Annotated in this window: 21 protein-coding genes and 1 tRNA gene; 11 read left to right on the forward strand and 11 right to left on the reverse strand. The window is 36.8% G+C overall.

Going from position 1 to position 19,468, the window contains the following annotated elements:
- Positions 1–392: 392 nt before the first annotated feature.
- A tRNA-Val gene (locus B7E05_RS14960) sits at positions 393–464 on the forward strand.
- 698 nt (positions 465–1,162) lie between these two features.
- Here the strand turns inward: B7E05_RS14960 and B7E05_RS22460 are convergent.
- On the reverse strand, positions 1,163–1,312 hold the full coding sequence (locus B7E05_RS22460; RefSeq protein ID WP_245833109.1) for a hypothetical protein: 150 nt from the start codon (positions 1,310–1,312) through the stop codon (positions 1,163–1,165).
- Between the two features lie 866 nt (positions 1,313–2,178).
- Between B7E05_RS22460 and B7E05_RS14975 the strand changes: the two genes are divergently transcribed.
- From B7E05_RS14975 to B7E05_RS14990, 4 genes are all read left to right on the forward strand, one after another.
- Complete coding sequence (locus tag B7E05_RS14975) at positions 2,179–2,913, forward strand: alpha/beta hydrolase (protein WP_342745027.1); 735 nt, start codon at positions 2,179–2,181, stop codon at positions 2,911–2,913.
- Positions 2,914–3,002: 89 nt separating this feature from the next.
- The gene (locus tag B7E05_RS14980) at positions 3,003–3,515 is read left to right on the forward strand and encodes a YjcG family protein (protein ID WP_080874959.1); all 513 of its coding nucleotides are present in this window, start codon (positions 3,003–3,005) and stop codon (positions 3,513–3,515) included.
- Between the two features lie 6 nt (positions 3,516–3,521).
- Positions 3,522–3,947 carry a GNAT family N-acetyltransferase gene (locus B7E05_RS14985; RefSeq protein WP_080874960.1) on the forward strand — a complete coding sequence of 142 codons (426 nt, stop codon included), beginning with the start codon at positions 3,522–3,524 and terminating at the stop codon, positions 3,945–3,947.
- Between the two features lie 111 nt (positions 3,948–4,058).
- A complete protein-coding gene (locus B7E05_RS14990) occupies positions 4,059–4,772 on the forward strand; it encodes a YetF domain-containing protein (RefSeq protein WP_080874961.1) in 714 nt (237 codons plus the stop codon).
- 56 nt (positions 4,773–4,828) lie between these two features.
- Here the strand turns inward: B7E05_RS14990 and B7E05_RS14995 are convergent, their stop codons facing one another.
- On the reverse strand, positions 4,829–5,077 hold the full coding sequence (locus tag B7E05_RS14995) for a hypothetical protein (RefSeq protein ID WP_080874962.1): 249 nt from the start codon (positions 5,075–5,077) through the stop codon (positions 4,829–4,831).
- 216 nt (positions 5,078–5,293) lie between these two features.
- On the opposite strand from B7E05_RS14995, the gene B7E05_RS15000 reads away from it, so the two are divergent.
- Entirely contained in the window at positions 5,294–5,764 is a 471-nt protein-coding gene (locus B7E05_RS15000) for a CotY/CotZ family spore coat protein (RefSeq protein WP_080874963.1), read from the forward strand.
- A gap of 76 nt (positions 5,765–5,840) precedes the next feature.
- Here B7E05_RS15000 and B7E05_RS15005 read toward each other — a convergent pair whose 3' ends face one another.
- Together B7E05_RS15005 and mgtE are read right to left on the reverse strand one after the other, a co-directional pair.
- Positions 5,841–6,287, reverse strand: coding sequence for a CotO family spore coat protein (locus B7E05_RS15005; protein ID WP_080874964.1), 447 nt, complete (start codon positions 6,285–6,287; stop codon positions 5,841–5,843).
- Positions 6,288–6,426: 139 nt separating this feature from the next.
- Positions 6,427–7,806, reverse strand: coding sequence for a magnesium transporter (gene mgtE / locus B7E05_RS15010; protein WP_080874965.1), 1,380 nt, complete (start codon positions 7,804–7,806; stop codon positions 6,427–6,429).
- An 899-nt stretch (positions 7,807–8,705) separates the two neighbouring features.
- Between mgtE and prpE the strand changes: the two genes are divergently transcribed.
- On the forward strand, positions 8,706–9,452 hold the full coding sequence (gene prpE / locus B7E05_RS15020) for a bis(5'-nucleosyl)-tetraphosphatase PrpE (RefSeq protein WP_080874967.1): 747 nt from the start codon (positions 8,706–8,708) through the stop codon (positions 9,450–9,452).
- Here prpE and B7E05_RS15025 read toward each other — a convergent pair.
- The 3 genes from B7E05_RS15025 to yjbM are packed head-to-tail and all read right to left on the reverse strand — an operon-like array spanning position 9,430 to position 11,786.
- The gene (locus B7E05_RS15025; protein ID WP_080874968.1) at positions 9,430–10,353 is read right to left on the reverse strand and encodes an RluA family pseudouridine synthase; all 924 of its coding nucleotides are present in this window, start codon (positions 10,351–10,353) and stop codon (positions 9,430–9,432) included. The two genes, prpE and B7E05_RS15025, sit on opposite strands and share 23 nt — an antisense overlap.
- Positions 10,354–11,157 (reverse strand): NAD kinase, encoded by an 804-nt coding sequence (locus B7E05_RS15030; RefSeq protein WP_080874969.1) that lies wholly within the window; start codon positions 11,155–11,157, stop codon positions 10,354–10,356. It abuts the gene before it with no gap.
- Positions 11,158–11,177: 20 nt separating this feature from the next.
- Positions 11,178–11,786, reverse strand: a complete 609-nt coding sequence (gene yjbM, locus B7E05_RS15035; RefSeq protein ID WP_080874970.1) for a GTP diphosphokinase — start codon at positions 11,784–11,786, stop codon at positions 11,178–11,180.
- A 276-nt stretch (positions 11,787–12,062) separates the two neighbouring features.
- Here yjbM and B7E05_RS15040 point away from each other — a divergent pair, with 276 nt between their 5' ends.
- The 4 genes from B7E05_RS15040 (at position 12,063) to B7E05_RS15055 (ending at position 14,646) form a co-directional block, all read left to right on the forward strand.
- Complete coding sequence (locus tag B7E05_RS15040) at positions 12,063–12,638, forward strand: CYTH domain-containing protein (protein ID WP_080874971.1); 576 nt, start codon at positions 12,063–12,065, stop codon at positions 12,636–12,638.
- A gap of 105 nt (positions 12,639–12,743) precedes the next feature.
- A complete protein-coding gene (locus B7E05_RS15045; RefSeq protein ID WP_080874972.1) occupies positions 12,744–13,127 on the forward strand; it encodes a globin domain-containing protein in 384 nt (127 codons plus the stop codon).
- Between the two features lie 22 nt (positions 13,128–13,149).
- Positions 13,150–14,013 (forward strand): ClpXP adapter SpxH family protein, encoded by an 864-nt coding sequence (locus B7E05_RS15050; protein ID WP_080874973.1) that lies wholly within the window; start codon positions 13,150–13,152, stop codon positions 14,011–14,013.
- A 453-nt stretch (positions 14,014–14,466) separates the two neighbouring features.
- Positions 14,467–14,646 carry a hypothetical protein gene (locus B7E05_RS15055; RefSeq protein ID WP_080874974.1) on the forward strand — a complete coding sequence of 60 codons (180 nt, stop codon included), beginning with the start codon at positions 14,467–14,469 and terminating at the stop codon, positions 14,644–14,646.
- A 66-nt stretch (positions 14,647–14,712) separates the two neighbouring features.
- Here B7E05_RS15055 and pepF read toward each other — a convergent pair whose 3' ends face one another.
- From pepF to spxA, 4 genes are all read right to left on the reverse strand, one after another.
- The gene (pepF, locus tag B7E05_RS15060; RefSeq protein ID WP_080874975.1) at positions 14,713–16,524 is read right to left on the reverse strand and encodes an oligoendopeptidase F; all 1,812 of its coding nucleotides are present in this window, start codon (positions 16,522–16,524) and stop codon (positions 14,713–14,715) included.
- Between the two features lie 96 nt (positions 16,525–16,620).
- Entirely contained in the window at positions 16,621–17,820 is a 1,200-nt protein-coding gene (locus B7E05_RS15065) for a competence protein CoiA family protein (protein ID WP_179134550.1), read from the reverse strand.
- Positions 17,821–17,938: 118 nt separating this feature from the next.
- Positions 17,939–18,631: an adaptor protein MecA gene (mecA, locus tag B7E05_RS15070; RefSeq protein WP_080874977.1), complete on the reverse strand. Its 693-nt coding sequence runs from the start codon at positions 18,629–18,631 to the stop codon at positions 17,939–17,941.
- 398 nt (positions 18,632–19,029) lie between these two features.
- Positions 19,030–19,425, reverse strand: coding sequence for a transcriptional regulator SpxA (gene spxA / locus B7E05_RS15075; protein WP_080874978.1), 396 nt, complete (start codon positions 19,423–19,425; stop codon positions 19,030–19,032).
- Positions 19,426–19,468: the final 43 nt, after the last annotated feature.

Genomic DNA, 19,468 nt, shown 5'->3' on the forward strand with positions numbered 1-19,468 from the left:
CAAAAAAATAATCATTTGTTCACTTTTGACCAGTATAAAGGAACTCAACTTAAATGTCAACGCTTTCATTTGAATTTTTTGATAATCTTTTTCCTAATTAATTGAAAAACATGTACATATCAACATTATTTAAACATAACCAAATTCAAATTTGTTTTTGTGACTATTTTTTGAAAGATTACAAATAGACAATTGGAAAGTTATTTTACCTTTATTCCATCAGAAACCATTCGTATTTTCAGAAAAGGTTTGAATAACACTTGCAATATATATCACGTCCATTGTATAATATATTTATCTAATAACCTTGATATATCAAGGTCTATGCTACATATAATACCTCCATTTTAGTTGGCAAAGAATCGTTTGTCAGCAAACCATAATGTATACTTGAGCCGTTAGTTCAGCGGGAGAATACTTCCTTGACAGGGAAGGGGTCACAGGTTCAAATCCTGTACGGCTCATCACCACATAAGGCTTTTAAAAGACAACTAAGTTTTAAAAAATCATTATTGATGACGAATGAGTGACGAATGAGTCACTCATTCAATCATCGAGCTGCTTCGCTGTTTCTTGAGCTATTCTATCCGGACAAATGAACATATTTATTGTAATGCATACATCAGCATGTTCTAATCGTTTTGAATGGCTTAACACTCCAAAAAACAGTATTTCCACGTGTGTGACGCAGGTTATGAAAACATATCTGTTTTAGATTGTTTCTTACGTATATTCTTTTTTCTCAAAATCAATACCATCCCAATGCAAGGCTAGTATCTCACCTTTCTAAATAAAATTTTTGGTGGGAAAATCAACCTTGAAAGAACCCAAAAGTTATCGGTAGGCAAACATCTATCTTAACGGTCTGCCTACCGACAACTTTTGGGTTTTTAGAGTTTTCATTGGTTATACCAGAAGGAAATTATAATAAATATTAAGGTAATATGATTAATCATTTATAACTTTTAAACTTAAGAAACTGAATATATCCAAGTAGGTAGATCGCTACTCCTGTTATTAAAGGAATGTTAATCAAAAACGCTTTGCCTAAATTCAAGTTAGAATAATTCACAATAGAGTAAATCCATAGGATATTTATTATAAGTAATATCGCTAAAACAAAAGGATTATATAGCTTTTTGTTTTGCATAAATTTCAACTCCTAACAGAATGTAGCGCCTCCGGTTAAACTGCCTCCAATTGTGCCTCCAACTGTTCCTACGAATCCACCACCGACTGATCCAACTACAGGTAGAGTTACAGTTCCGACAGCAGCTCCACCAAGACCACCAGTTGTTCCATCCTCCTGCAATACCAGCGATACATTTCCCAGCGCACCTCTAGGTTAAATTTGATTTTCAGCATAGACAAAAAATTCGCCATTATCTTCTATATACTTCAAATTTACAGGCATTCCATTTTTATCGCTCTCCATATTCACCTATTAATTTGTTTATATGGGATAAAACGTAAATAAATTAGGATAGGTTTAGTTTCCTATTGGCTTTTTTAGCTGTATTGACACGAATGAAGTAGTTTTTTAAAAATCAATGCTTAACATTATACCCCTACTTTAAATTAAGTGTAAAACCATGTTCTCATATATGGATTTAATTATCAAATATTATAGAAATTTCTATAATATTGTCAAAACAGAATTATAATAAAAATAAAAAAATACTTTTTCATTTCTTTTTCCTTATTAAGTCTCTCAAAAACATTAAGAAGGGAAAATACTCTATTTTCTTTCCTTACTTACGAGCATCTTTATTGGACATACTATTTCTTTTTTTCGTCATCGCCCCAAAAAAAGATAAGCTCTAATCAAAATGATTGCCAATCTTTTTACTCCTATCGAGAGTAATCAGTATAACTAGACGCTCGAACAATTGCTGTGTCACCAAATTTATTTCTAATTTCAACCATAGTTTTTCCGATATCATTATCCTTAGTTCTGTCATAAAATAAATCAAATTGTAATCCAGTTTCATCACATAAATTAGTCAAACTAACATTTCCCCTTCTCTTAAAAGACAACCTCCTGCATAGAAAATTTCATCCAGCATCGAGTATTCACGTCACTTCATTCTCTAATCCTTTTTTCAAATTGACTTCTTCTTCAAGTGACAGTATAAACATACAATGATAGACTGTTTTTATATGACAAGAAAGACGGAGGTGGGAAATTTGCGCAGAAAAGGAAAAATGTTCGAAAAAGAAATACACAGCTCATTTTTAGAGGAAATGATGACCTTACAGATTTATCATCCGGAAACATTTTCTGATGCTTATCCATATGAAATTTGTATTATGCAAGACGGAAAAGATTACTTTCAGATGGGAAGAGTCGCTACATTAAGCGATAAGCTTCATGATGAAGAAGCATTGCATAACGTTGTTTTTGTGGGAATTCATTACAAAGATAAGTATGATCGCAGAAAAAAATATCATCCGTCAGGAGAACAGAATGAGGCATATATCCATTTTCTCGTACGTGAAGTTGTGCCATACTTAGATGAATTAATTCCGGCACATCAGGCAGGAAAAAAACGTTCTATTATCGGTGATTCTCTAGCAGGAACACTGGCATTGATGACAGCAATGAAATATCCGCATCTATTTGAAAAAGCAGGACTGCAATCTCCTTATGTTGACGATACCGTGTTAGCATATATAGAGCAAACATCCTCGTTGGCAGCACTGGATATTTATCATACAATTGGAACAAAAGAAACTGACGTACACATGAGTGACGGGAATACAGCTGATTTTGTAGAACCCAACCGTCAATTACATCAAGCACTGAAAAAATCAGGAGCCGCTTATACTTACTATGAGCTGGCAGATGGCATCCACACATGGAAATATTGGCAGAATGATATGCGCCGTTTGCTTACTACTTTATTTGATTAAAATTTCTATATTTTATTCTCTTTTGCTATACTAATTGAAGATACAGTTTATATCATTGATTATTAATCATATACTGGGAGGTTGTCTGAATGAAATACGGAATCGCTATTTTTCCTTCAAAAACGGTACAGGACCAAGCCAATGCATTAAGAAAGCGTTACGACCCAAGGTACTCTTTAATCCCTCCGCATATTACATTGAAGTACCCGTTTGAAACAGACCCGGAGCAAGTTGATGAAGTTGTTCAGGCATTACACCAAATCGCCGACAGTGTGGATCCTTTTTATATCCATATCAACAAAGTCAGCACCTTCGAACCGATAACCAATACGATTTATTTAAAAATTGAACCGAAAGAACAACTAAAAACACTAAATGAGAAGCTGCAGCAAGGCATATTTGAAAATAATCAGACGCATTCGTTTGTCCCGCATATTACCATTGCGCAGGATTTAGAGTATGATGAGTTCTCTGATATCGTAGGCAGATTAAAAATGGAAGGTTTTGCTATTAAAGACTATATTGATCGCTTCCAGCTGTTATATGAATTAGAAAATGGCTCATGGACAGTGTATGAAACATTTTTATTAGGAGAGGAATAAACATTCATGATCGTAAAGACCGCTACTACACCGCAAGAATTACAAGATGTATATCAAATTCGGAAGGAAGTATTTGTAGAAGAACAAAACGTACCTCCAGAATTAGAAATAGATGAATTTGATCAATCCGCAACGCACTTTATCGCCTATGATGGCGAAACGCCGGTTGCTGCCGCCCGACTGCGATTCACGGAGAACGGCGCAGGTAAATTAGAACGTATCTGCGTTGCGAAATCACATCGCGGAAAATCCATCGGCAAAAAGATCATGCAAAAAATGGAACAGGAAATTATCCAGCAGGGCTTTCATAAAGCAAAACTGAACGCACAAACACATGCACAGGATTTTTATCAAAAGCTGGGTTATGATGTGACATCCGGCGAATTTATGGATGCTGGTATCCCGCATGTAACTATGATAAAAAAGGTATAAATTCACGGATGAGAGCGCTTATCTCTTAAAGATAAGCGCTCTTTTTTACATCTTTCCGCTTCTTCTGTACACAATATAAGTTAGAGTGTAAATGAAAAAGGAGCGTATCTTATGTCCAGTTACTTAAGTATGTTTGTAGAGCTTATTTTTGGCTTATTTGCTTTATTCGTCATCACCAAGATATTAGGGAAAACACAAATATCACAAATCACGCCATTTGATTTTATTTCTGCACTGCTGTTAGGAGAATTAGTAGGAAATGCGTTATTTGACCCGAATGCCGGGATACCGGAAATAGCATTTGTTGTCGTTCTTTACGGCCTTCTATTGTATGTGATTGAAATTGTTTCGCAAAAATATAAACGGACCCGTCATATGCTCGAAGGAAGTCCAACCATTGTTATTCATCGCGGAAAGCTCATCCGGGATATGATGAAAAAAACCAAGCTGGATATTAATCAGCTGCAGCATCTGTTGAGAGAAAAGGATGTCTTCTCCATCAGTGAAGTAGAATTTGCCGTCCTGGAAGCAAATGGAACCGTCTCTGTTCTTAAAAAAACAGATTATCAAACACCTACACGTAAAGATTTAAAATTATCTCCTAAAGATGTCACGTTACCAATCACACTTATCAATGATGGAGAAATCATTAAAGATAATCTGGAGGAGAAAAATCTCCCTGTTTCCTGGTTGGAAGAATCTATTCGTGAGCAGGGATACCAAGATATTTCGGAAATTTTTTATGCGGAATATTCGAAAGGAGAGCCTTTATTTATTATTCCTTTCTATAATCGAAATCACCAAAAATATGATGATCTTGACTAAGTCTGATTTTCTGCTTCAATCAAAGAAGCATTCCTCTGTGATAAAAAGGAATGCTTCTATACATATTGATTGACATATTTTCCTTTACCAGTGATTAACGAAGCATCTAATGGTAAAGATAACGGTTTCTGAGGTTCAGGTCTATTGCGGTAATAACGGTCATAAGTTGCATTTAATTCCTGATGTCTCCGTTCAAATAGAACTTTGAAAGGAGCTTCTACATGATCAGCTTTTTTCTGCGCCGGCTGTATTCTTTGATGATAATCAACATACTGTGAAGTCTGGACCGGAAGAATATATCCCATCCTCTCCACCTCCTTCGTGTACTCACCTATATATACCCTTTCTCAGAAAATTGAAACCGTTTTTATTTATTATATACACTTTTTTTCCGTTTGTATAGTCAGAATTTTATTTTATTAATTAGTTATTCACCTTGGCTACACACGCCCACACCAACATAGTAAAGACACATATCCTGTAAGGAAAGTAAATTCAAATTGTGAAAGGAGCAATTTCTCATGGGTTGTGGAAAAAATTACGATACCGGAAGTTGTGTTGCAGATATTTTAAAAGACATTGTTGATGCTCAAAATGACATTGTAGAAAATTGCTGTGATACGAGCTGCGAACAATCAATTAACGACCTTTTATGTACCAATGAGGTAACGAATGATTTAGACACCGTACCTGTTATTTTATACTGCAATGATTGCAAACCTTTTAAAGGTTTCGGCACAACAAAAAACCATCACAACAAAATGAATCCCATCTTATCCAGCTTTATTTTCAGAGTAAAGAAAGTAGATAAAGATAACTGTGCTATTCTTGAGTTGTTACTCAGTGATGGAGAAAGCTGCGGTTTTGACCATATGAAGGATCCGACAGACCAGAACACAGAAGATATGGAAGCAACAGGTATTTGTATCACTGTCGATTTAAACTGTTTCTGCCATGTTACCTGCTTACCAGCAATCAGAGCATTTCATTAAACACAAGGAAACTCACATGTAACAGGCAGCATGATAAAAGACACCATCCAGGTCACAGAAGCCTGGACGGTGTCTTTTAAAAACCTAATAATTGAATGTTTTCAATATCTTCCACCGGTATTTTGATGCTGCTTTTTCGATTACTTAACTGTAAAAACAAGATATCCTCTTCTTTTTCGCGGATAATCCCCCGATATTTCTTATTGCCATTTACAATGACTTCACACCTTACAGGCGGAGCAAATTCAGAACGGTTTGTTAAATAATCTATTTTTTCGTTAATGGACATTTCCATAAATTTTTTCTTGCTTGATTGCTGTTCTTCTTTCTGAACAGTACTATCAACATGTTTTTTATGATGTTTTAAAGGGGGTTTTTTCACGGGTGGTGCTTGGTTTACATCTGCTTTCTTCTGTATTCCGGAATTACCAAAATAATTATCCTGCATTGGTGCCGCAGATTCTTTCAATTGAGGCTGGCTGATGTAAAGTAAAGGAGATTTCGCTTTATTTTTATCCGTCATCGGTCATTACACCCTTTCTCGGCTAATCTTGTATAGTGTATGAACCTATAATTTGTTTTGTGTCAAACGCATGATGGCTCTTTTTCCCGAAATAAAAGGATTGCCTCTGGTATGGAGACAACCCTTTCTACTTGGATAATTAAATTAAATAGCTCATAAATGCTGTTGCCATTCCAAAGTAAATCAGCGTCGAGATAAGATCATTAATCGTGGTAATAAAAGGCCCTGATGCTACCGCTGGGTCAATATGCAAACGATTCATTATCATCGGAATGAGTGCTCCTGCTAATGTTGCTACAAGAAGGGAACCCATAATAGATAAACCTAATAGAATGCCTAAATAAATACTGCCTTGCCAAATAAAAATAATAGCAGCAAGAATAATTCCACAGAAGACCCCGTTAATTAATCCTGTTAATGCTTCTCTTCCTAGAAGCTTCCATTTCCCAGTATGTTCGAATTCACCTGTTGCCATTCCACGTACGGATACAGCAAGTGCCTGTGTTCCTGAATTACCAGCTGTTCCTCCAATCAAGGGAATAAAAGCAGCTAAAATAGCTACTTGTTCTAAGGTTTCTTCAAAACTGGCAATCAAAGTAGCCGTTAACATACCTAAAAATAACAGGATAACCAGCCAAGGCAATCTTTTTCTTGCAGAACGAATGGCTGTATCATCTTTAATATCCGTGTTGGACATCGCCGCTAATTTGGAGTAGTCCTCACTGGCTTCTTCTTCCATAACATCTAAAATATCATCTACAGTGATAATACCGAGAAGATGATCTTGAAAATCAACTACTGGAAGTGCAAGAAAATCATAGTCTCTAAACATTTGTGCAACGTCTTCCTGGTCTTTAGCAACCGATACAGCAACCACTTTGGTACTCATGATTTCTTTAATTTGTGTATCATGATCTGCAATAATCAAATCCCGGATAGACAAGACACCAACTAAATGTTTTACATCATCGAGGACAAACAAGTAATAAATCGTCTCTGCATCTGGAGCTTCTTTTTTCAGCTGATTCATCGTCTCTGCAACGGTTTGATTTTCAAACAGCACAACATATTCTGTTGTCATGATACTACCAGCCGTTTTTTCTTCGTAATGAAGGAGCTGTTTTATATCATCAGCAGATTCTTTATCCATGATGGTTAAATAGCTGACTACTTTTTCTTTATCCAGCTCATTTAAAATATCAACCGCATCATCGACAGGCATCTCGGAAAAAATCATCGCAGCATATCTCGGATCCATCTCCTCAAAAAACTCAACGACATCATCTAAATCAATATTGATTAATATCTCTGACATTTCTTCAGGAGATAAATACGTGTATATCTGCGCTCTATTTTCTGCTTCCTGCTGCTGGAAAAACACAGCCTGATCATATGGATGAATTTCCAGAAATTCTGTTCGAAACTCCTCCAAATTTTCTGTTTCCAATGCTTCTTGAACTTTATCAATATGTTCTTGAAATTGCTCTTGATATTGAACATCGTATTGATCGGCTTTCATCGCAATTCCTCCTTTCTTTCAGCGGTTTGTTTATTCTTACACATCCTTCCCTATTTTACAAGATGCGAAACAAATAGCAAGCTTTATCCACCATAATAAGCACCTTTCCTCCTTTTCTTTGCTATTCATTTACAGAATGACACTTCTTCCTCCTTCCTCGTTATTTTTTCCTTAGGGCAACTTTATTACCCATAGCTTACTTTAAATACATATTTTCTCACTGTCAATCCTTTTGTCATTTGGCTATTATTTTTCTTAACAGCTTTTTTGTATCACTAATTCGGTTGCGTGTTTTTTATTATAAACTCAACTTCCACAACAAAGAAGAAGCATATAAAACTAGCTGTTCCAGGATGACCAGGATATGGTGTATAGCTCCGCTCCAGCCAACCACTCCGCTTTCCGAAGTACAAATGTTTTCGATGGGACGAGTAAGCGCAGTCCCAGCCCCAGTGGGAAGACCCCGCAGAAAAAAAGCGAACTTCTTTTTTTACCCGCGGGGCATAAGAGCGACTTTAGCTCTGTCTGCGCCTTTTGGCTTGCCAATCGCTAAGTCTCCTTTATCGAGGAGGAGTGAGCTCGGGGCCCGCGGAAAGCGTAGTGTTTTTCCGTAGCGGTCACCTTTCACTTTACCTTCTAACCTTTGTCAACAGATGTATGCAAGAAACAATCAACCCCCTGTTCCTATGGAAAGGAAGTTACTTTTTAAAAGACGAAAGCCGGGTTATAAAGAAGGAAATTCAAACTTATTCATTCAATAAATACCTTAAAATAAGCTTTTCTACTTTATGTAATCGAGATGAATGAAATATTTCATTTATTATCACATGCTTCAAAGAAAATAAGTTATACTAGGGAAAGAATCTTTATTCAATCCATTGCTAAGAGGAGGTTATAAGTTGCAATTCGATATTATTGGAGATGTGCACGGATGTTTGGATGAACTTTTGGAACTGCTCGACAAGCTGAAATATCGACAGGAAAACAATATGTATACGCATCCGGATGATCATAAATTAATTTTTGTTGGAGATCTTACTGATCGTGGACCAAACTCTATCGCAGTTATCCAACTTGTCTATCAGTTAGTTATTGAACAAAAAATAGCATATTATGTACCGGGAAATCACTGTAATAAGCTATACCGCTATTTCTTAGGAAATCACGTCCAGGAAAAACATGGTTTGGAAACAACGGTAGCTGAGTGGAAGGAATTGGATGAATCTCAAAAACAAAACATCCAGGAAAAGTTTATGACACTTTATGAAAAAGCACCTTTATATTTATATTGTAAAGAGACGAATCTTATTGTTGCTCACGCAGGGATAAAAGAAGACCTCATTGGACTGAAAAATTCCCGCACAAAGTCATTTGTTCTCTACGGAGATGTTACCGGTCGGACAGACCATCAAGGAAGGCCAATCCGGCGAGACTGGGCAAAACATTACAAAGGAGAACTCTGGATTGTATATGGCCATACCCCGGTTTTAGAACCGCGCCAAATCAATCGGACCATTAATATAGATACGGGCTGTGTCTTTGGAAATAAACTGACCGCTTTTCAATTTCCAAAACAAAGCATTGTTTCCGTACCTTCCCATCAACCGTTTCAACCAGATCGTTTTACTGATTTTTCAAAGAAGTGATGGCTAAGTTTTTCTCACAATTCATCATATCTAACGGAAGTGCACAATCAAACCGCATGCTTTTTTTCTCAAATGGATGCATCCATTCCAATGTTGAACAATGGAGCGCTTGCCGCTGCATGTCATCTGTTCTGCCACCATACAAATCATCACCAAGGAGCGGATGACCAAGATGGCTGAAATGAACACGAATTTGATGCGTCCTGCCCGTTTCCAATTGAATTCGTACGGAGGAAGCCCTTACAAGGGAAGAAATGGTCTGATAGTGGGTGATGGCCTCTTTGCCTTCCTCCTTGTTTACTTCCCGTTCAATAATGGACGTTTTCTTACGGGCAATCGGCGCTTGTATTGTTCCGGCAGAAGGATTTATTTTTCCTGTTATGATTGCTTCATAGGTACGATGAATCTGGTTCTTTTTTTGTGCTTCTGATAATAAAGCATGGGTATAGCGATTTTTCGCAATTAAAACAAGACCGGACGTATTCTTGTCCAATCTTGTTACGATATGCACGGTGGCTGGATGACCAATAGCATTGTAATAGCTTTGGATACCGTTTGCTAAAGAAGAATAACGGTCGTTCATGCCTGGCATACAAGCCTGATCAGTCGGTTTATTGATGACTAAATGATCATCATCTTCATAAACGATTGCCAAATCCATTTTGGTTGCTTCAATACTGCCTGGAGTTTCATCTGGAAAAATGACCATTAATTGGTCATGCAAATGAAGGCTTTCTGTAATATGAGCCTCCTTTTCATTGATAAAACATTTCCCGTCCTCTTTTTTCATAGCAGTCAATAACCTTCTTGAAAACTTTAGCTTCTTTTGCAGAAAATCTTTTATCGTCATTTGGGCGCCTGCATCATCAATCACCCAGCTTTTTTGAATGCTTGCAGTCATTTATTCTACCTCGGTCACAAAGGAGTCTCTCACACGATGCCAGAAAGGAAACTGTCTAAAACGTGCAAAACGGATTTTTTCATCTGCTACGCGGCATTGTATGGATTTTACTTCATGATAATTTTTCGTGAAATGATCAATTTGAATTAAAAAGGAATTATCCACCATCGGCTTCAGGAAACAAGTATGATGCTTCGGCAAAACTAATGGCGAACCAATCGTACGGAAAACCCGATTATTAATGGATGCGTTCTCCGTTATTTGAATCGCCTCCAGCGACGGGTGAATAATGGCTCCGCCAAGCGCTTTATTATAAGCGGTACTTCCGGAAGGCGTAGATATACATATGCCATCTCCACGGAACGTTTCAAAATGTTCTCCCTTCAACTCTACATCTAAGACCACAGAAGAGCCATCTGCCGTTTTAATCATGGCTTCATTTAATGCAAGATGCCTGTCCTCTTTTTTTCCTAAATCATCACGGATAATGACTTCCATTAATGGATATTCCACTGTTTGAAATGGAGTGTTTGCAACTTCAACCAGGAGCTTCTCCACTTCTTCCTGTGTCCAATCCGTATAAAATCCTAAATGACCGGTGTGCACACCGATAAAAGCCGTTTCCTGCAAACGGTGAACATAACGGTGAAAAGCCTCTAAAAAGGTGCCGTCACCGCCCACGGAGATAACCAAATCAGGCTCTTCTTTATGATATTCCAGCCCGAAAGACTCCAAATATCGCCGCATCATATCTTTTAATTTATTGGATCGCTTGTCCCCTCTGGCAACAATTTTAAACTTCATTATATTTTCCCGTCCTTTACCTATGATTTCCGATGAAAAACACGTTGCGCTTCATGGATTTCGCTTCTGATTTTTGACATTTCTTCATCCAGTTTAAATGCGGCCTCAGCAGCTTTTTGCAGCCGCAGCTTGACCTCTGAAGGTAAATTCCCTTCATATTTATAATTTAATGAATGTTCATTGGTTGCCCAAAAATTCATCGCGAGTGTACGTATTTGAATTTCTGCCAACACAATGATTCTTCCTGTCACCGTTTCTACCGGATACTCAATAATCATATGATAAGACCTGTAACCACTATCCTTTTTATGAAAAACATAATCTTTCTCTTCAATAATTTGAAAGTCGTTGCGCTTCCTGAGCATTTCGGCGATGGGATAAATATCATCAACAAATTGACAAACGACTCTTATCCCTGTTATATCCTGTAATGTATCTAAATTCTCAAGAGGAATTTGCCGTTCACGCGCTTTTTCGATAATGCTCGGTATCGGTTTTACTCTTCCTGTAACAAATTCAATTGGCGAATTACTGGATTCTCTTTCATACTCGGAACGAATTCCTTTTAACTTTACTTTTAATTCCTCCACCGCCTGTTTATATGGCGCTAACGTTTTTCCCCAGTCCATCGAACATCACCCTATATGTAAACTAATATCGTTTTCTTTATTTTATCACAGAGTAGCATTAGTACAAAGGAAATAGGGACGCTGAAAGAAAACAGTCCCAAATATGCTTCACATATATAGTGGGCAACTGTGCTCGCTGTTCTTATCCTATCGTTTTGAAAATCACTTTCATCCATAACAAAAGAAGCTTTTCTATTCATAAGTTTTATTTTTTGCAAAGCTTCTCTATACACGCCATAATAAAGATAATCTAAATTTAGAACTGGAGATTTATAAATGAGCCAAGAGATAGAAATCGAATTTAAAAATCTATTAACCGTTCAGGAATATAACCAATTAGCAGGAGATTTATTTTCCCAGGCTGAGACCATTGAACAGACAAATTATTATTTTGAAACGCCCTCTTTTGATTTAAAAGAAAACGGTTCTGCATTACGAATACGAAAAAAGAATGGGACATATACTTTAACATTAAAAGAACCGCATCCGGATGGACTATTAGAGACACATGATAAACTGACAGAAAAAGAATTTCTATCCTGGACTGCCGGCACACCATCGGAAGCCCCGAATGTCATAGCACAGCTGAAAAAAATGTCTATGGATGTAGCTGCACTGGAATATTTGGGGAGTATGGTTACGTTTCGAAAAGAAATCCCTTATCAAAATACATTACTGGTTTTAGATAAAAGTATTTATTTAGATACGGAGGATGCTGAATTAGAGCTGGAAGCAACTTCAAAAAATCATGGAGAAAAGATTTTTAACAGCCTGCTTGAAAACTATCAGATTCCTTTGCGGGATACACCTCCGAAGATCGCTCGTTTTTTTAATCAAAAACGTTCGTTGTAAGACCACTTTTCTGATAATAAACGGATTGTCGGTGTCTGTTACGGTACAGATTATTTGATGAAGTGAATCTATATTGCTACAATACTAGTACAAGGGGCAGATGATATGAAGCAAAATGAAGTAGAAACGGTTTACAGCGGAATTGGCGGTTACGAAAAAATAGAAAGCATTGTTGAAACTTTTTATGGATACGTCAAAGAAAACCCCGTTTTAATACCGATATTTCCAGATGATTTAACAGAAACAATGCGTAAACAAAAGTTGTTTCTGACACAGTTTTTTGGTGGCCCCAGGCTCTATGAAGCTGAACGAGGACATCCTATGTTAAGAAGAAGACATCTTCCTTTCCCGATAACGCCAAGCGCCAAAGATGAATGGCTAGCTTGTATGAATCGGGCATTAATAGAAAACCAAGTAGAAGAACCTTATTATACAGAAATGATTGAGCGTTTAACATTAACTGCTAATCATATGATGAACACCCCCTAAATCTTAGAAAGGAGCATTCGAAATGAATGGGAATCAACAAGAACTGTCATCTTCTAATCCGATAGATTCTTCTTTTAACTATATGAACTACGTCCAAAAGCCGATTGAAATGTATGTTTTTATTGATCCATTATGTTCTGAATGCTGGGCATTAGATCCTTATCTAAAAAAGTTAAATGTTGAATACGGCCGTTTTTTCACAATAAAACATGTCATCAGCGGACAACTGGCAGCATTAAACTCAAATGGTTTAAATAAAAAGAAACAAAAGAAACAACCCGATTTAACCGGGATTACGGGCAACCGTGAGAACCTTGACTACCCTTGGGTTCCAGCTCTGGCCATTAAAGCTGCTGAATTACAAGGGAAAAAAGCCTCCAAACAATTTATCCGTAAAATACAGGAGACATTATTTTTTGATAAACAGAACATCTGTAATGAAGATATTTTATTAAAGTGTGCAGATGAAGCGGCTTTAGATATAGAAGAATTTCATACAGATTTATTCTCCGATACTTCCAAGCGCGCACTGCAATGTGATTTGAGACTGGCGAATGAGATGGATGTAGATTATACACCTACTATTGTTTTATTTAACCAGGAAATTGAAGACGACGGTATAAAAATTTCCGGGCTTCATCCATACGATATCTATGAATTTGTTTTAAAAGAAATCCTGCAACGTACTCCGATTCCATCTGTCAAACCATCTTTAATTGATTATTTACAGTTACAACAGATCGTAGGAACAAAAGAATTGTCTGTTATCTATGACTGGTCCATTGATAAAACAGAAAAAGAACTTAAAAAACTGCAATTTCAGCAGATTGTAGAAAGAGTACGTGAAAAAAATGAATCTTATTGGAGATACCTCGGCACCATTTAGAAAAATACATCAACCGATTTTCTAGAGATACAGCATACTTCGCTACTCCCTTTTCTAGATAACAGAACTTTACTCCGTACGATTTTCCGTAATAACATTTTGAAAGCAAAAGAACCCCTGATTTTCATCTCAAATCAGGGGTTCTTCTCTTAATAAAAAAGATACACGGGGCAGCGTGTATCTTTTTTCCGTCTTTGTATAACTACAAAGGGGGGATGGGAGAAAGTTTCATGATCAAACAAAAGGGGTATTTGTTTGTAATCAACTTACAATTATATTCTAGCAAGTTCTTTTCAAGTTTTCAATAATTATGTTCAATATTTCACAAAAAATTCACTTCTTATTTTTTTAAACACATGATGTCATGTACATCGAAATAGAACATCCTCTTCTATAAAAAATAACTCGGACATATAATGCAGTAATACCAAAAACCACTAAGGAGGCATTCCCATGCGGCGTAATTTTTTTCCTCTTTTATTCATACTATTCGTTGTTATTGCCTTTTTCTTTAATTTATTAGGCTTTATGAACTTGGTGCCTGTCTATATTACGCTTCCTTTATTACTTGCATCTATTTACTGTATGCTGGCGTCTATCGCTCACCAGAAAACAAAAGGATACCGGCGCTAAAACAGGATGCATTATATCTAAAACGAAAAACAAGCCGGGCAACATGTCTACCCGGCTGTTTTCGTTTTATTTATCCAATAATGCTTCCATCTCTGTTAATTTTTCCTCAAAGACATCCAGAGCATCTAAAATGGTTTGTTTCTGCGTCATATCGACACCAGCTTTTTTCAACACATCAATAGGGTCTTCGCTGCTGCCCGATTTCAAGAATCCTAAATAACGATCCACCGCTCCTTCTTCTCCATCTAAAATCTGTTTGGATAATGCTGTTGCGGCAGAATATCCTGTAGCATACTGGTATACGTAATAATTCATGTAAAAGTGTGGAATCCGTGCCCACTCTAATCCAATTCGTTCATCACTGACAACGTCTTCCCCATAATATTTTTTGTTTAGATCATAGTAAACTTCTGTCAGTTTGTCTGCCGTTAAAGCTTCCCCATTTTGAGCCAATACATGAATGTCATGCTCAAATTCTGCAAACATCGTTTGACGGAATAGAGTTCCACGGAAACCTTCTAAAAAGTGATTTAAAATATAAAGTTTTTCTTTTTCATCGTCCAGATGCTCTAATAAATAGTCATTTAATAACGCTTCATTCGTTGTCGAAGCAACCTCTGCCACAAAGATAGAATAATTTCCATAACGGAAAGGCTGATATTTTCTGGAATAGTAACTGTGTGCAGAGTGCCCGAGTTCATGAGCCAATGTAAATGTATTATTTATATCATCTTGCCAATTCAAAAGGACGTAAGGGTTTGTACCATAAACTCCGGAAGAATAGGCTCCACTTCTTTTTCCTTTGTTTTCTTCCACATCAATCCAGCGCTCATGGAACGCTTTTTCTAAAATGCCGGCATAATCCTCACCCAGCGGTTTTAGCCCTTCTAAAACATATTTTTTTGCTTCTTCATACGTAACAGGCATTTTCACATCTTTTACAAGCGGCGTATATATATCATACATATGCAGCTCATCTACACCCAAAATTTTCTTTCTTAATTTGGCATAGCGATGTAATAAAGGTAATTTTTCATTCACTGCCTCCACTAAATTATCATATACTTCTTCAGGAATATGATTATTATCCAGAGCTGCCTGACGTGCACTCTCATAATTCCGGACTTTTGCATTAAAATTATGTGATTTCACTTCTCCGCTCAACGTGGCAGCAAATGTATTTTTAAATGAACCATACGTGTCATACATCGCGTTAAAAGCTTGTTCACGTACATTTCGGTCCGGCGATTCCATAAAAGTGGAATATCTGCCGTGTGTCAGCTCCACTTCTTCCCCATCTGCATTTGTGATATGAGGAAAAGTTAAATCGGCGTTATTCAGCATACCAAAGGTTTGTGAGATAGCTCCAATCGGTTCATCCGCCTCTGCCAGCAATATCTCTTCCTTCTCGCTTAACACATGCGGACGACTGTGATTAATATCATCCAAGACTTTTTTATAAACCTGCAGATCTTTATTTTCATCAATAAACTGCTTCAGCTTTTCTTCCGGTATTTCCAGGATTTCAGGTACCAGAAAGCTGAATTGACTGGACGCAGTAGTCAACAGATTTTCTGCTTGTGCATTCAAACCCTGATAAAAGGAATTCGTTGTATCCTGATCACTACGCAAATGCCCGTACACATACAACTTGCCAAGACGTTCTGACAACGCATCCTGCACTTGCAGTGCTTCTAATAATGTTTCAGAGGAATCCCCTAATTTCCCTTTATATGCGGTAAGTTTTGAAATATCCTTTTTCAAGCTTTGAAATTCTTCTTTCCATTTCTCATCCGATTCAAAAATGTCTTCTAAACGCCAAGTAAACTCTTCAGGAATCTCATCTCGCTTTGGTAATTGTTTGCTTGCTTTTGACATATGATGATTGCCTCCTTTTGTTAAATCAACAGTATTTTCAGTTTTTCACAATACTTCCGATGTAAATGTATTAAAGCCATACTGTTTTTATGCTTCTTATTTAGTATAACGAAGCAAAGGGTAATCATGCTCGTATTTTGCTTTTTTTTCCGAGAAAAATGAATGAAAAAAAGATTGGTCTCCTTGAAATGCTTTTTCTTGCGAAGAATAGGAAGTAATTTTTTGATTGGTCCGAAGAATAGTGGACGAGCGTATTTCAATATATCCGGATTGGTGAAGTAACTGAAGATAGTGTTGTAATGCGTCCGAAAAATCGATCATGTCTTTGCTATAAAAGGAATAAAGCAGATTTTCCAGCTCAGCAATCTCTACCCTGTCACCCGTTTTCAAATGCGCTAAACAAGAAACGTATAGTTCGGTCTGCCATTTATAAAAAGGAGCCGGCACAGAAGTATGATAAGGTATTGGCATAAAGCAGATGCTCGGTAGGCATTGAAATAAATAACCCTTGTTATACAGCCATCTCCGTAATTGATAAATGGTTCCGTATGATTTTTCTATTTTTGTACGAAGATAACGTACTTCTTTTACCCAATAAGCAGTAAAAGAGCCAGGAATTTTTTCTTTTTGAAAAAGATGTTTGAAATGTAATTGATGAAGCGGATATACAAGCTGTTTAGCAAAAATCTTTGAGGTTTGAAGCGGATATAAATGATGAAGAACGGCCATCTCTGATATAAATGGATCGTAGAAGAATAACTGTGGATAATGCTTGTTAGGGGAGGAACGAATAAATGTATCCAGAAAGTGATTAGCTTGAAAAGTATAGGCTCCTTTCTGCTTCAAATATTTTGCTCCTAAAATCCAGATGGATTCTATGCCTATTGTTTTATAACCCTCCATCCGATTTATTATTTCTTCCTGTGCGATTCTGGCACATTGAAATTCGACGGCAATTTTCTTTTGATCAACTTGAATAAAAATATCAGCCCTTTGTGAGATTTCCGGAAAATATACTTCTAATTCGACTTGCATGTCAAAACGTGATAACCACTTGAATAATTGCAGCTTTCCTCTTTCATGATAAGCTCCTTCTCCACCGCCTCCAAGCAGACACTCTCTATATGGCAAATGCGCAAAATGCGGTATCACTTTTTCCCCTGACCGGATAATCACTTTTTTCTGGCAAGCCGGACAATAAAAACGGCCCTTGTCCTGTTTCCATTCTGCAATTGTCTTCTGCGATTGACGAAACAACAGAATGGACTCTCCCTGTTTATTGACTGCGCGCTGCAATATGTACCACCTCCATTACTATATACAATTCGACACGATTCCCCTTTCTCCTGCTAAAATTTTTCACAAAAAAAGACCTACAACAAATCATATCAGAAGATTTCTTGTAGGCCTTCTATTACACATCTTTTGGAAAATAGTTGCGAACTTGTTCAAATGTGTCATTTTCCATAATCTTTTTCCCGTATTCTTCTAATAAGTGAATAGAAATCGAAGAATCGGAGGCATATTCCAATACTTGACTGATAACATCTTCCTGACGATGTTCATCCAATACATCATAAGAGAATTCCATATATAAATAGTAGTTCCCCTTATAGGTGTATAACGTTTCTTCTCCAAAATCAGATAAATCATGGAGCTGATGGCTTAGCTGAATCAGATTCTCAAATTCATCAAATTCAACGATAATCCATAAATTTTCTTCTGCCATCTCATCGTCCTTTTCAGTTTCTGTATCTTGTTTGCTCTCTCCAAATTTCTCATCCAAAATATTTTCCAACTGATTATCTACCGGTAAATCAATATTGCCATCTTCTGTTTCCAATTCCAGATGTTCGCCGTTTTTAGAGACTTTTGCTTTCGTCACAACAATTTCAAGTCCTTTTTCCATTGCTTGAACTTGAATCCATAACGGTCCTTCCGGATTGAAGTCTTCACGATAATTGACTTCATCCATCATCTGCCAAAACAATTGCTCGCTTCTTTCCCGGTTGTACCAGATTTCTTCTTTTTCGAAACCCAGCTCTTCTATATCAACATAAGAAATATAAAATTTGATTGTATTTTCATTAATTCTTTCTATCTCCACAATAAGCTCCCCCTTCTCATTAAGATAGAACCATTTCCTACATATTCTCCTGCATAACAGAGCCGACAGTATAAACGTGTTTATATTATAGATGTACCCGAATCAGTGTCATCCTAATCATGAATCATATTTATCACATTGTATGCAAAAATGCAATCCACAAGAAATGAAAATGCCCAATTCCTGTTTATTTTATGAAAAACAGACGGGGGTCATCTGATTACTGCCTGCTCTATATGGATATACATATAGAAGGCGCACTTATATCTTTCATGTTAGTTAGTTATTCTAACGTATTTCAAGTATTTTGTCATTTATCAAAGCTTATTTTGTTTTTCCATATCTTGCCATAAAGAAAGGTGCAGAAGATTCTGCACCCCTTCTTATTTATTTTATTATTAATTAACCATTCGTTGAGCTTCACGCAATTGAAATGTCCGGACTGTTCTTGGTAAGAAACGGCGAATTTCATCCTCGTTATAGCCTACTTGCAACCGTTTTTCATCTAAAATAATCGGACGGCGTAATAAGCCGGGGTTCTCCTGAATTAGATTGAATAAATCTTTCATCGGCAGTTGATCAAAGTTTACATTCAGTTTTTGAAAAACCTTTGACCTTGTAGAAATAATTTCATCTGTTCCGTCTTCCGTCATACGCAAAATTTCTTTAATCTCATCAAGAGATAAAGGTTCAGAAAAGATATTACGCTCCGTAAATGGGATATTATGCTCTTCCAGCCATGCTTTTGCTTTTCTACATGAAGTACAGCTTGGTGAGGTATAAAGTGTTACCATAAAACTTCACTCCTCAATCTATTTTGTATTTTCAACATTGACC

This window comes from Oceanobacillus timonensis (genome assembly GCF_900166635.1).
Classification (GTDB): domain Bacteria; phylum Bacillota; class Bacilli; order Bacillales; family Amphibacillaceae; genus Oceanobacillus; species Oceanobacillus timonensis.

What these genes read in the sequence shown, in the direction of transcription:
- B7E05_RS14980 (WP_080874959.1), top strand. Translation starts at nt 3,003, where the DNA reads ATGAAATACGGAATCGCTATTTTTCCTTCAAAAACGGTACAGGACCAA.
- B7E05_RS14985 (WP_080874960.1), top strand. Translation starts at nt 3,522, where the DNA reads ATGATCGTAAAGACCGCTACTACACCGCAAGAATTACAAGATGTATAT.
- B7E05_RS14990 (WP_080874961.1), top strand. Translation starts at nt 4,059, where the DNA reads ATGTCCAGTTACTTAAGTATGTTTGTAGAGCTTATTTTTGGCTTATTT.
- B7E05_RS14995 (WP_080874962.1), bottom strand. Translation starts at nt 5,077, where the DNA reads ATGGGATATATTCTTCCGGTCCAGACTTCACAGTATGTTGATTATCAT.
- B7E05_RS15000 (WP_080874963.1), top strand. Translation starts at nt 5,294, where the DNA reads ATGGGTTGTGGAAAAAATTACGATACCGGAAGTTGTGTTGCAGATATT.
- B7E05_RS15005 (WP_080874964.1), bottom strand. Translation starts at nt 6,287, where the DNA reads ATGACGGATAAAAATAAAGCGAAATCTCCTTTACTTTACATCAGCCAG.
- mgtE (WP_080874965.1), bottom strand. Translation starts at nt 7,806, where the DNA reads ATGAAAGCCGATCAATACGATGTTCAATATCAAGAGCAATTTCAAGAA.
- B7E05_RS15025 (WP_080874968.1), bottom strand. Translation starts at nt 10,353, where the DNA reads ATGACTGCAAGCATTCAAAAAAGCTGGGTGATTGATGATGCAGGCGCC.
- B7E05_RS15030 (WP_080874969.1), bottom strand. Translation starts at nt 11,157, where the DNA reads ATGAAGTTTAAAATTGTTGCCAGAGGGGACAAGCGATCCAATAAATTA.
- yjbM (WP_080874970.1), bottom strand. Translation starts at nt 11,786, where the DNA reads ATGGACTGGGGAAAAACGTTAGCGCCATATAAACAGGCGGTGGAGGAA.
- B7E05_RS15040 (WP_080874971.1), top strand. Translation starts at nt 12,063, where the DNA reads ATGAGCCAAGAGATAGAAATCGAATTTAAAAATCTATTAACCGTTCAG.
- B7E05_RS15045 (WP_080874972.1), top strand. Translation starts at nt 12,744, where the DNA reads ATGAAGCAAAATGAAGTAGAAACGGTTTACAGCGGAATTGGCGGTTAC.
- B7E05_RS15050 (WP_080874973.1), top strand. Translation starts at nt 13,150, where the DNA reads ATGAATGGGAATCAACAAGAACTGTCATCTTCTAATCCGATAGATTCT.
- B7E05_RS15055 (WP_080874974.1), top strand. Translation starts at nt 14,467, where the DNA reads ATGCGGCGTAATTTTTTTCCTCTTTTATTCATACTATTCGTTGTTATT.
- pepF (WP_080874975.1), bottom strand. Translation starts at nt 16,524, where the DNA reads ATGTCAAAAGCAAGCAAACAATTACCAAAGCGAGATGAGATTCCTGAA.
- spxA (WP_080874978.1), bottom strand. Translation starts at nt 19,425, where the DNA reads ATGGTAACACTTTATACCTCACCAAGCTGTACTTCATGTAGAAAAGCA.